The sequence below is a fragment of the Porcibacter vitabionis genome (assembly GCF_046263795.1).
Taxonomy (GTDB): Bacteria; Bacillota; Clostridia; order Lachnospirales; family Lachnospiraceae; genus Lachnocurva.
Genome location: NZ_JBJYZD010000002.1, coordinates 262,201 through 274,723, shown reverse-complemented (window position 1 = coordinate 274,723; position 12,523 = coordinate 262,201). Strand labels below are relative to the sequence as shown.

General features: G+C 47.1%; 11 protein-coding genes and 1 riboswitch. Of the genes, 10 read left to right on the top strand and 1 reads right to left on the bottom strand.

Annotated features, from left to right (window positions below):
* The first annotated feature begins 8 nt into the window (after positions 1–8).
* From ung to ACKX2L_RS02890, 3 genes are all read left to right on the top strand, one after another.
* On the top strand, positions 9–686 hold the full coding sequence (gene ung, locus ACKX2L_RS02900; protein ID WP_497550001.1) for a uracil-DNA glycosylase: 678 nt from the start codon (positions 9–11) through the stop codon (positions 684–686).
* A 48-nt stretch (positions 687–734) separates the two neighbouring features.
* Positions 735–815, top strand: a riboswitch (ZMP/ZTP riboswitch).
* 52 nt (positions 816–867) lie between these two features.
* Positions 868–1,578, top strand: coding sequence for an IMP cyclohydrolase (locus ACKX2L_RS02895; protein WP_497550002.1), 711 nt, complete (start codon positions 868–870; stop codon positions 1,576–1,578).
* A gap of 45 nt (positions 1,579–1,623) precedes the next feature.
* On the top strand, positions 1,624–2,805 hold the full coding sequence (locus ACKX2L_RS02890; RefSeq protein ID WP_497550003.1) for a phosphoribosylaminoimidazolecarboxamide formyltransferase: 1,182 nt from the start codon (positions 1,624–1,626) through the stop codon (positions 2,803–2,805).
* A 3-nt stretch (positions 2,806–2,808) separates the two neighbouring features.
* Here the strand turns inward: ACKX2L_RS02890 and ACKX2L_RS02885 are convergent, their stop codons facing one another.
* On the bottom strand, positions 2,809–4,065 hold the full coding sequence (locus ACKX2L_RS02885) for a tRNA(Met) cytidine acetate ligase (protein WP_497550004.1): 1,257 nt from the start codon (positions 4,063–4,065) through the stop codon (positions 2,809–2,811).
* A gap of 345 nt (positions 4,066–4,410) precedes the next feature.
* Here ACKX2L_RS02885 and ACKX2L_RS02880 point away from each other — a divergent pair, with 345 nt between their 5' ends.
* The 7 genes from ACKX2L_RS02880 (at position 4,411) to smc (ending at position 12,323) form a co-directional block, all read left to right on the top strand.
* Entirely contained in the window at positions 4,411–5,616 is a 1,206-nt protein-coding gene (locus tag ACKX2L_RS02880; protein WP_497550005.1) for an acetate kinase, read from the top strand.
* An 81-nt stretch (positions 5,617–5,697) separates the two neighbouring features.
* Complete coding sequence (locus tag ACKX2L_RS02875) at positions 5,698–6,222, top strand: YceD family protein (protein WP_497550006.1); 525 nt, start codon at positions 5,698–5,700, stop codon at positions 6,220–6,222.
* Between the two features lie 3 nt (positions 6,223–6,225).
* Positions 6,226–6,405 carry a 50S ribosomal protein L32 gene (gene rpmF / locus ACKX2L_RS02870; RefSeq protein ID WP_497550007.1) on the top strand — a complete coding sequence of 60 codons (180 nt, stop codon included), beginning with the start codon at positions 6,226–6,228 and terminating at the stop codon, positions 6,403–6,405.
* Positions 6,406–6,608: 203 nt separating this feature from the next.
* Entirely contained in the window at positions 6,609–7,622 is a 1,014-nt protein-coding gene (gene plsX / locus ACKX2L_RS02865; protein WP_497550008.1) for a phosphate acyltransferase PlsX, read from the top strand.
* Between the two features lie 78 nt (positions 7,623–7,700).
* Positions 7,701–7,931: an acyl carrier protein gene (locus ACKX2L_RS02860; protein WP_497550009.1), complete on the top strand. Its 231-nt coding sequence runs from the start codon at positions 7,701–7,703 to the stop codon at positions 7,929–7,931.
* A 117-nt stretch (positions 7,932–8,048) separates the two neighbouring features.
* On the top strand, positions 8,049–8,750 hold the full coding sequence (gene rnc, locus ACKX2L_RS02855; RefSeq protein ID WP_497550010.1) for a ribonuclease III: 702 nt from the start codon (positions 8,049–8,051) through the stop codon (positions 8,748–8,750).
* 12 nt (positions 8,751–8,762) lie between these two features.
* Positions 8,763–12,323, top strand: coding sequence for a chromosome segregation protein SMC (smc, locus tag ACKX2L_RS02850; RefSeq protein ID WP_497550011.1), 3,561 nt, complete (start codon positions 8,763–8,765; stop codon positions 12,321–12,323).
* Positions 12,324–12,523 lie beyond the last annotated feature (200 nt).

Sequence of the window (12,523 nt, the reverse complement as noted above, 5' to 3'; positions counted from 1 at the left end):
GAGTAAAAATGTCAGCAATAGATAATGATTGGCTGGAGCCTTTATCAGAAGAATTTAAGAAACCTTATTACAGGAAACTCTATGAGACGGTGAATCAGGAATACCGGACCAGGCAGATCTTTCCGCCGGCTCAAGATCTCTTCAAAGCCTTTCATATGACGCCTCTTCATCAAGTGAAAGTTGTCATCTTAGGACAGGATCCCTATCACGAACCGGGGCAGGCGGAAGGAATGAGCTTTTCCGTACAGCCCGGTGTCGAGATTCCTCCGAGCCTTGTCAATATTTATAAGGAACTGCATGATGACCTGGGTTTAAGGATCCCCAATAACGGGCATCTGGAAAAATGGGCAAAAGAGGGCGTATTCCTCTTGAACACGGTGCTTACGGTCCGTGCCCATCAGGCCTTTTCTCACCGGGGCATAGGCTGGGAGGAATTTACCGATGCAGCGATCCGCGCCATTGACAGGGAGGATCGTCCCATCGTCTTCATGCTCTGGGGCAGACCGGCCCAGGAGAAGGAAAAACTTTTGACAAAAAATCCCCTTCATCTGGTTTTGAAAGCTCCCCATCCCAGCCCTTTATCTGCCTATCGGGGCTTTTTCGGCTGCAGGCACTTCAGTAAATGCAATGCCTTTTTGGAAGCACATGGCGAGAAAGCGATCGACTGGCAGATCGAGGATATCTGAAATTCATCTTGCAAAGCGTGAACGAATAAGCTAATCTTAAATTAAATTAAGGACCCATGCGACTGGCGGAAAGTGGAAGAACCACAGGGAGTATGGATGTCAGAATTGTCGACCGCCTGGGCAAATAGCAGGATTTACCTGTTGTTTTCTCAGGCGGTTTTTTTATGCAAAGGAGGAGTTCATGAAATTACTGAGCGTTTCAGAAGCAGTCGGTCACAACCCTTATCCGGGACGTGGCATTTTGGTCGGAAAGTCCGAGGACGGAAAATATGCAGTAACGGCCTACTTCATCATGGGCCGGTCGGAAAACAGCCGAAACCGCATTTTCGTAGAAGAAGGCGAGGGCATCCGGACAGAGGCCTTTGATCCCGCAAAACTTGAGGATCCGAGCCTGATCATCTATGCGCCGGTTCGCCTCCTCGGTTCTGATCTCATTGTGACAAATGGAGACCAGACTGACACGATCTATGAGAATCTTCAGAAAGGCCAGACTTTCGAAGAATCCCTTCGCTGCCGTCAGTTTGAACCGGATGGCCCGAATTATACGCCTCGGATCTCTGCTGTTTTACACTTTGCGCCGGAATTCTCCTTTGAGATGTCGATCTTAAAGTCCTACGATGGAGATCCGGAATGTAACGCCCGATATACATTTTCCTATGATCACCCCATTCAGGGCGAGGGCCGTTTTATTCATACTTATGTAAGCGACGGGAATCCGCTTCCTTCTTTCGAAGGCGAGCCGGAGCGATTAAAGATCCATGGCGATCTTGACAGCTTTACGAAAGAACTCTGGGAAAACTTAAACCCGGACAATAAGGTCTCTCTCTTTGTCCGTTTTGTGGATCTTTCGAATGGAAAGTATGAGACCCGGATCTGCAACAAGAATCAGTAAGAAAGCATAGAAAAGCATAGAAAAGCATAGAAAGAAGGAAAAAAGATGAACGAACTTGCTTTAAAATATGGTTGTAACCCCAATCAGAAGCCTTCCCGGATCTTCATGGAAGACGGATCGGATCTTCCGGTCAAGGTCTTAAACGGAAAGCCCGGATATATCAACTTCCTGGATGCCTTGAATGGCTGGCAGCTGGTTTCCGAACTGAAGAAGGCAACCGGATTACCTGCTGCCGCATCTTTCAAGCATGTTTCTCCGGCAGGCGCTGCGGTTGGTCTTCCTTTGACCGATATCGAGAAACATATCTACTGGGTGGACGATATGGATATGGAATTTACTCCTCTGGCAAATGCCTATGCCCGTGCAAGAGGCGCTGACCGGATGTCTTCTTTCGGTGACTTTATTTCGCTTTCCGATGTCTGTGATATTGCAACAGCTAAGATCATCAAGCGGGAGACCAGTGACGGCGTTATAGCGCCGGGTTATGAGCCTGAGGCTCTTTCGATCTTAAAGTCAAAGAAGAAGGGGAATTACAATGTGATTGAGATCGACCCGACTTATGTCCCGGCTCCGATCGAGAAGAAGCAGGTCTTCGGCGTCACCTTCGAGCAGGGCAGAAATGAGCTTCATATCGGTCCGGATTTCTTCGACAACATTGTGACAGAGAACAAGGATCTGCCGGAAAGCGCTAAGATCGATCTGACCATCTCCATGATCACTTTGAAGTATACCCAGTCCAATTCCGTCTGCTATGTCAAAGGCGGCCAGGCGATCGGTATCGGAGCAGGCCAGCAGTCCCGGATCCACTGCACCCGTCTGGCCGGTGATAAGGCTGACAAGTGGTGGCTTCGTCAGGCGCCTGAGGTTTTGAATCTGCCCTTTAAACCGGAGATTCGCCGTGCTGACCGAGACAATGCGATCGATCTCTATACCGGTGAGGATTATCAGGATGTCGTGGCTGACGGAAACTGGCAGAATTTCTTCACTGAGCAGCCCAAAGTCTTCACCCGCGAAGCAAGAAAAGCCTGGATCGAAAAGAATAGCGGCGTAAGCCTCGGCTCCGATGCCTTCTTCCCCTTTGGTGACAATATCGAGCGTGCCAGAAGAAGCGGTGTCCTCTATGTCGCACAGCCCGGCGGCTCCATCCGTGACGATCATGTGATTAAGACCTGCAATAAGTACCACATGGTCATGGCCTTCACCGGGATCCGGCTTTTCCATCATTAATTCTTACGGCTTGGGTATCGGAAGAAACTTCCGTCTCATTTCCGATGGGAAATGCAGACCGGACTTTTCTTCCCGGATCATTCGGCAGATTTCACCGGCTCGTAAGTCTTCCTTTAGGACTTTCCTTTGGCTTTCGGTCAATTTCTTCTGGTCGGAACCCGGATTAACGATGATGGGAAGCCCTTTTGTATGTGAATGGAGGTTCGACAGAAGCTCTCTGCCTTTTTCCGTAAACCCCAGTACATGAAAATAAGCGATCGAAGCATCATGATCTTCCGGGCCAAGATCCAGGATCATCCTGCAGAAGAGACGGCAGATGTGGCTTCTTGTGATGTTCTTACTCTTTAAAGCATCGGCCCTCTCGTTAAAAGTCCCATATTGTAAGATTTCTTTTTGCAGGCGGTTTTGAAAATCGCCTGCATTTTCTATGGCTTTTTTTAAGGAATCTGCCATCAGAAGACGGTAATTCAGAAGTGATGACAGATCATCTGCAAAGAGAAGCGTTTTCTTTCTTTGCCCATCGAGGAGAGACCGGAGGCTGTCCTCCGGGAGGACTTTTGAAAGCTTGTTCTGAAAAGATGTGATAGAAAAAGGGCCTCTTTCATAAAAGCTCTTAGAAATCATTTTTCTAATGTAAGATGCAGAAGTTGTATCTCCCAGGATCTCCTGATCCAGATAGTCTGCTCCGATCCGCTTCATGGGACAAAATTCCATAGAGGAGTGGATCTTGTCCAAAGCCTTCCGATACTCAATGCCAAGGACGTCATTCGGCGAGAGAAGGAAATCATTAAGATGGTCTATCTTTCCGGCAAACTCTTCCTGAAGGGAAAGTGCTCTGGATTGTGGGTAGGAGAAGCCTTCTTTCAGATGCTTTTTAAGGGAAGCTTGATAGGAGGGCGGCTCTTTTTCAAGAATGTCTGCGACTTTTTGATAAAGTGCGGGATCCGGATAAGAGGCACCGAAGAGCAGGACATCTGCGCCTGCCGCATCCAAAAGCCTGACTCCGGCATTGGCAAAGCCCTCCGCGCTGGAGAGGACGGAGGAGACCGGAAGCTCGAGAACGAGATCCGCTCCATTTCGCAGGGCAGCGCCCGCCCTGCTGTACTTGTCAAGGATCGCCGGCTCACCTCTCTGAACGAAGTCTCCTGACATAGCGAGGATCACAGCATCGCAGCCTAAGACTTCCCGGGCATAGTCCAATTGTTTTTTATGACCATTATGAAAAGGATTGTATTCACATATAATTCCGGCTGTTTTCATATGATTCCTGCTTTCTTTTACATTCGAAAGGATAGCTTTTTTGGGGGCCTAAGCTCCTGGTCTATGATCGTAATTTTTATGATCGTAATTTTTATGATCGTAATTTTTATGATTGTAATATTCCATTTCGATTATTTATGATATTTCGAACTTGTTCGGAAGCAACATTCGTCCTATAATAGTTTTGTATGACAAAATGTGGCGGTAGATCAGTATTCCTAATGCTTCCTGACATGATACTGCAAAAGCTGAGCTTCTACTTTCTATCTCATGTACTTCGTTGCATTATACTACAAATTCTGCCCATTTTCGTTCAAATCATTGTTGAGAAAGGAAAACAGAGAAATGAAGATCTTAGTTATCAACTGTGGCAGTTCTTCCTTGAAATATCAGGTCATTGAGACTGAAACCGAAGAAGTCCTTGCCAAGGGTATCTGCGAGCGTATCGGCATCGGCGGTGTCCTGGAGTATACACCAAAGGGAGGAGAGAAGGAGATCACTGAGATGAATCTTCCGACTCACACCGAGGCTGTTGCGGCAGTTCTGAAGGCTCTGACCAACGAGAAGACGGGTGTATTAAAGAGCCTGGATGAGATCGAGGCCGTTGGCCATCGTGTCGTACATGGCGGAGAGGCTTTCTCGGAAGCTGCCCTGGTAACTGAGGTAATGATCAAGGCAGTAGAGGACTGCAACGATCTTGCTCCTCTTCATAATCCTGCGAATATCATCGGTATCCGTTCCTGCCAGAAGGTCCTTCCGAATGTTCCTATGGTTGGCGTATTTGATACCGCATTCCATCAGACCATGCCGGCTAAGGCTTATCTCTACGGTATTCCTTACAAATACTACACAGATTACAAGGTTCGTCGTTACGGCTTCCATGGAACCTCTCACCAGTTCGTTTCCAAGCGTGCAGCGGAACTGATCGGCAAACCTTACAATAACTCCAAGATCATTGTCTGCCATCTTGGAAATGGTGCATCCATCAGCGCTGTATTAAATGGTAAGTCCATTGATACTTCCATGGGTCTGACTCCTTTGGAAGGTCTGATGATGGGTACCCGGTCCGGAGATATTGATCCTTCTCTGGTTCAGTTCATTGCCAAGAAGGAAAATACCGATATCGATGGAGTGATGGAGATCCTGAATAAGAAGTCCGGTGTTCTCGGTCTGTCCGGCATTTCTTCCGATTTCCGTGATATCACTGCAAAGATGGAAGCCGGCGATCAGCATGCCAAGGATACCCTGGAAGCTTATTCCTATCGTGTAGCTAAGTACATCGGAGCTTATATTGCAGCTATGCATGGTGTTGACTGTATCGTCTTCACTGCAGGTGTCGGTGAGAACAATAAGTACATCCGTCGTATGGCGATCAGCTACTTCGATTATATGGGAATCAAGATGGATCCTGAGAGAAGTGAAGCCATCCGTTGTGAGAAGCTTCTTTCTACCGATGATTCGACCGTTCCGGTTTGGATGATCCCGACCAATGAAGAGCTTTCCATCGCCCGTCAGACAGTAGAAGTCCTGAAAGAAAACGGCATGGCCTAAATTTTTCTAATTATTCGATTTTTTCTGTTGACTTCATGCATTTGCATGGCTATAATCAAAAAAGTGTGGATTGGAGAAAACATGCAACTGGATCTCTCAGATATTATTCATGAAAAGCAAAACGTTACTGTTTCGGCTCATCTGGATCATGATCAGATCAAGGTTCAAGGGATCTCTTATCCAATTGCAGAGAAGAAGCCATTTGATCTGTCTCTTTCCGCTGCAGATGGAAAGAAGCTGATGATTCAAGCAGAGACAGAAATCGGGACCATCATTCCTTGTGATCGATGCCTGACGGATGTTCCTGTAAGAATTTCTGCTGTAATAAATGTAGAGCTTTCACTCGAAGACGGGAAGCCCGATCATCTGACAGACGGCGAGGCAGTTAATTTCGTAGAAGGCAAAAGTCTGGATGTTGATCAAATGATCCTGGACGAAATTCTTCTTAACTGGCCAGCAAAAGTTCTCTGTAAGGAGGACTGCAAGGGACTTTGTCCCGTATGTGGTCAGAATCTTAATGAAAAGGACTGCGGCTGTGATCGTAAGGTCTTAGACCCGCGAATGGCTAAAGCCCTGGACGTCTTCAATCAGTTTAAGGAGGTGTGATCGATGTCTATTTGTCCAAAGAACAAATCTTCCAAGGGAAGAAGAGACAGAAGAAGAGCAAACTGGAAAATGAGCGCTCCGACTCTGGTTCGTTGCAGCAAGTGCGGCGCTTTAATGATGCCTCACAGAGTATGCAAGAACTGTGGCACATACAACAAGCGTGAGATCGTATCTCAGGACTAATCTACTGTTGATGTGATACAGACAGATTCTCTGTAAAATAATGACCGGCTGAAATCGAAATTGATTTCTCCCGGTCATTTTTTTACCGAGCAGGCAGATTGACCGGGGAATTGGATTCGGACTTTTGACGGCTATTGATTCGAGGGATCGATTATAGTAAAATTTCTTGAATAAGGTGAAAGATTACAAAGGAGATATCTAGAATGGAACCTGTTCGAGTTGCCTTGGATGTCATGGGCGGAGATTATGCGCCTGTCGAGCCTGTGAAAGGTGCAATCGATGCTTTGAAGAAGGAAAAACGACTCTATGTTCTTCTGGTAGGTGATGAGGCGCAGATTAAAAAGGTCTTGGATGAGACGGAGGGAGCAGCTCTTGTCAAGGATCGTTATGAAATTATTCCCTCCAGCGAAGTCATTGAGACAGCGGAGCATCCGGTGCAGGCCATTACACATAAAAAGAATTCTTCCATGGTCCTTGCCATGAAAGCTGTGAAGGAAAAAAGAGCAGACGCTTTTGTTTCCGCCGGAAATTCCGGTGCTGTCCTGGTTGGCGGACAGACTGTGATCGGTCGTATCCGTGGCGTCAAGAGAGCGCCTTTTGCCCCTCTGATTCCAACGGAAAAGGGACCAAAGCTCTTACTGGACAGCGGTGCCAGTGTCGATGCCAAACCGGAATACCTCGTCCAATATGCTAAGATGGGTTCTATCTATATGGAAGGAGTCATTGGAATCAAAAACCCCAGGGTCGGCCTTGTGAATATCGGAGCCGAGGAAGAGAAGGGAAATCAGCTGGTTCAAGAGACCTTTCCCCTTCTGAAAGAATGCAAGGACATTAACTTTATCGGCAGTGTAGAAGCCCGTGATATTCCGAGCGGATATGCAGATGTGATCGTATGTGATGCCTTTGTCGGAAATGTGATCTTAAAGTTCTTTGAAGGGGTCGGAAAGACATTTTTATCGCTGATGAAAGAGGCTTTCCTGTCCAATCTGAGATCGAAGATCGGAGCCTTTCTGGTGATGCCGGCTTTAAAGTCCAGGCTTTCCGATTACGATGTAAAAAAGTATGGCGGAGCTCCTATGCTGGGATTAAAGGGACTTGTGGTGAAAACCCACGGAAGTGCGAAAGCAGTGGAGTTTTCCAACACATTACTGCAATGCCTTACATTTCACGATCAAAAAATCGGTGAGCATATAGAAGAAGCCTTGCAAAAAAAGTAGTTTTTTTAGATGATGAATTGAGATATGAGGGCGGGCCTTTCGGGCCAATCAGTTTTTTAAGTGAGAGAGGAGAAAACAATGGAATTCGATACTTTAAAGCAGATCATTGCTGAGGTTTTAGGTGTAGATCCGGACGAAATCAGCGAGGATACCACATTTACAGATGATCTCGGTGCAGATTCTCTGGATCTCTATCAGATCCTTCTGGAAGTCCAGGATCGTCTGGGTGTAGAAATCGATGAAGACAAGGTGCAGGATATTACTACGGTAGGTCAGGCACTCGAGATGATCGAAGATTCCAAAAACTAAGTTATGCATAGATAACGAATTTTAGAAGCCCTTTCTCTATCCGGCTTTTGCCGGTTCGAAGGGGCTTCTTTGCGAGAAGAAAATTTTTATATAAATTTTTATAGGAAAGGAATGAATATGACAAGTAAAAATCCAAATTTGGAGGAGCTCGAAGAGAGGATCGGTTATCATTTTACCAATGAAAATCTCCTTCTCCAGGCTCTGACCCATTCATCCTATGCCAATGAGAACAGGATGAAGGCCTTATCCGACAATGAAAGACTGGAATTCCTGGGTGATGCCGTCCTGGAACTGGTTTCAAGTGAGTTCCTATACCAGAATTACCCCAATGATCACGAAGGACAACTTTCGAAAATCCGGGCAAGTCTGGTATGCGAACCGACGCTTTCTTATTGTACGGAAGAGATGGATCTGGAGAAGTACATCCGTTTAAGCTTTGGAGAAGAGAAGACCGGCGGAAGATCCAGAAAATCCATCCGGTCGGATGCCTTGGAGGCCGTGATCGGTGCCATGTATCTCGATGGAGGAATGGAGCCGGCCAGAGCTTTTATTCATCGCTTCATTCTTACGGATATCGAACACAAGAAACTCTTTCATGATACGAAAACAGCTTTGCAGGAGATCGTACAGGCAAAACATACGGCTCCTTTGACCTATGAACTGATCAAGGAAGAGGGTCCGGACCACAATAAGACCTTTACCGTTCAGGCCAAGGTCGGGGATATCGTGATCGGAATCGGCTCCGGTCCTTCGAAGAAGAAGGCAGAGCAGGAAGCCGCCTATCAGGGGATCCTTTATGCAAAGAAGAATAAACAGTAACACGGGGGTTTCATGTATCTAAAAAGTATTGAAATGCAGGGCTTTAAGTCCTTTGCAAATAAGATCGTTCTGGATTTTCATCCGGGTATTACTGCTATTGTAGGTCCGAACGGATCCGGTAAATCCAATGTCTCGGATGCGGTGCGCTGGGTTCTCGGAGAACAGAGTGCCAAGCAGCTCCGTTCGGAAAATATGCAGGATGTGATTTTCGCCGGAACGGAAAATCGTCATCCCTTAAGCTATGCCTATGTCGCTATCACACTGGATAATTCCGACCACGTCCTTCCCATTGAATATGCAGAGGTTACGGTCGCCCGGCGTGTTTACCGGTCCGGTGAAAGTGAATATCTCCTGAACGGCAGTCCCTGCCGTCTAAAAGATGTAAACGAACTTTTCTATGATACCGGTATCGGAAAAGAGGGATATTCGATCATCGGTCAGGGACAGATCGAACGGATCCTGTCCGGAAAACCGGAGGATCGGAGAGAACTCTTTGACGAAGCGGTCGGTATTGTAAAATTCAAGAAGAGAAAGGCAGCTTCGGAAAAACGTCTGGAAAATGAGAGAGAAAATCTGGTCCGCGTCAATGATATCCTTTCCGAACTGGAAGACCGGGTCGGCCCTTTGGAAGAGCAGTCCAAGACGGCAAAACGGTATCTTGCGCTCCGAGAAGACCAGAAGAAACTGGATGTCAATCTCTATCTCATCGAGATGGATCGCATTGAAAAGGAATCCAAAGAAACTTCCGATAATGCTTCTATTGTTCAGAAGGATATGGAAGATGGAAAGGCCGAACTCGAATCTATCCGGAAGAATTCTTCCCTTCTTGAGGAGAAAATTGCCCTTCTGGATGAGCGGACAGAAAGCATCCACGAAGAAGAAACAGAGAATAACGAAGCAAAGAATCGTTTGGAAAACCGGATCAGCCTTTTGGAAGAGCAGATCCGGTCCGCTCAGACTTCGGAAGACAGCCTGAAGGACCGCCGGGCAAAACTGGAAGCGGAAGAGAAGGAAAAGACTGGTCAGAAGGAAAAGCTGGAGAGCGATCTGATAAACGAAAAGTCTCATCTTATGGAATTGCAGTCCAAGCTCGGCAGCGCAGACGATTCCTATAAGAAACTGGAGAAATTGATCCATGAGGCCAATCAGACGATTGAAAACAGTCATGAAGAGATCGTAAACCTCCTGAATGCCAGAGCAGATATCCAGTCGGAGCTTCAGAAATTTAAAACCACCCGGGAGCAGGTCCAGATCCGAAAGGCTGCTCTGGTTCGAAGGATCCTGACCCAAAAGACAGAGAATGCGTCCGTAGAGGAGCATCTGAAAGAGGCTCAGGAGGCTTATCTTTCTCTGGACGAAGAAGAAAAACGTGCCCAGGAAGAACTTTTGAAGAAGAAAAACCTTCTTCAGACTCTGGAAGGCGAAGAGAAGAATCTCCGTGATCTAAGACAGCAGGCTGAGAATAATATCAAGGTCGAAAAATCCAGACTGGAGACCTTAAAGAATATCGCAGAGCGTTACGAAGGCTATGGTACGGCGGTCCGGAAGGTCATGGAACAGAAGAGATCTAACCCCGGCCTGATTGGCCTTGTCTCCGATCTCATCCATGTGGATGCAAAGTTTGAGACTGCCATCGAGACTGCACTCGGCGGTAATATCCAGAATATTGTTACCGAGGATGAATCCACTGCCAAGGATATGATCTCATATCTGAAGAAAAACCATGGCGGACGGGCTACATTTCTCCCCTTGACCAGTGTGCATCCCAAGGAAAAGCAAGTCCCGGATCATCTGCTTCATGAGAAGGGCGTTCTCGGTCTTGCAAGTGATCTCGTGGAGACGGACAAGCCTTACCGGGATGTCATGCGTTATCTCCTGGGCCGGGTCATCGTGATGGAAAATCTGGACCTGGCTCTTGCCTTTGCCCGTAAGACCCAGTATCAGAATCATATTGTAACGCTGGAGGGTGAGTATTTAAGACCGGGTGGATCTCTGACCGGCGGATCCTTCAAAAATAACAATAATCTCCTGGGAAGACGGAGGGAATTAGAGGAGCTGGAAGAGCGGATCGAAAAGACAGAGGCGAAGGCGAAGAAACTCAATGAAGATCTGGAGGAGAAGGCGCATACCTTAGAGAAAGCCCGTTCTGATTTCTCCGAAGGGGAGAAGGCTCTCCAGGATCTGGCTCTGAATAAGAATACTGCAATGCTTGAGCTTTCCCATGCCAAGCAGGCGAAAAACGAAGCCGATCAAACAGGAAAGAACTTGAATCAGGAAGGCAAAGCCATCGAGGAGGAGCTCAAGAAGATCGATGCAGACGAAGAGGCGATTCGGAAGCAGTCCGGGGAAAATACAGACCGGGAAGCAGAACTCCAGGCATTGATTCAAAAGACACAAGCCTTCCTCGAAGGAAAGCTCTCCGAAGAAAACCAGGCGCAGAAGTCCATGTCAGATTTCCAGCTCAAGAAGGCAAATCTCTCACAGAAGGTCAGCTTCATGGAAGAGAACCTCTCCCGGATCCGGACAGAGCTTCAGAAGAACAGGGAAGAGTACAATTTCCTGGATCAGGAAAGCCAGAAGGCCCAAGAAGGCGTAGAAGCAAAGAAGCAGGAAATCGAAAAGCTTCGGGCTGCCATCGTAAGTCAGAAAGAGGCTCTGGAAAAACTTGCCTTGGAAAGAAAGGAAAATCTGAAGAAAAAAGAAGCCATGAACCAGGATTACAAGGGCTTCTTTGATCAGAGAGAAAGCGTCAGTAACCGGCTCAACCATCTGGATAAGGAACTTTATCGTCTGAACGGCAAGAGAAACAAGCTGGAAGAAGAACTGGAATACCAGAACAATTATATGTGGAGTGAGTACGAACTCACGAGACATGCGGCTATGGAATTGCAGGATCCGGATTTTTGCGATCGAAATACGATGAAGAAGCAGTTGTCCTCGATTCGGGATGAGATCCGAAAGATGGGTTCTGTTAACGTCAATGCCATCGAAGAATACAAGGAAGTCTATGAACGTTACACTTTCCTCAAGGGTCAGCATGACGACCTGGTCAAGGCGGAGGAATCTCTCCTTACCATCATTCAGGAGCTCGATGAAGGTATGCGAAAGCAGTTTAAGGAAGGTTTCCATGATATTCAGGTGGAATTTGACAAGGCATTCAAGGCCCTCTTCGGAGGTGGTAAGGGTAGCCTGGAACTGGTAGAGGGGGAAGACCTCCTCGAAACCGGCATCCGGATCATTGCCCAACCGCCCGGAAAGAAGCTGCAGAACATGATGCAGATGTCCGGTGGTGAGAAATCTTTGACGGCAATCGCTTTGCTTTTCGCCATTCAGAATCTGAAGCCCTCGCCCTTCTGCCTTTTGGACGAGATCGAAGCCGCCCTGGATGATTCCAATGTAGACCGATTTGCAGCTTATCTGCACAAATTAACGAAGAACACGCAGTTTATCGTGATCACCCATCGACGGGGAACCATGAATTCAGCCGATCGTCTCTATGGAATTACCATGCAGGAGAAGGGTGTATCCACTCTGGTTTCTGTCAGCCTGATCGACCAGGATCTGGCAAATTGAAAGAAGAAAAAGGAAGAAAGGAGTGTGCCGTGGCCTTTTGGAATCGAAAGAAGAAAGAAGCAGAAGAACCTGTAGAGGAAGAAGTCTGGAGGATCCCGGATCAGGAGGATGCGTCTGTTCGTGAAGAAGAAAACGGTGACGACAAAGCCGAAAGCAAAGAAGAAAAGGAGTCTTCGGAGGACGAATCACTGAGCCTGGAA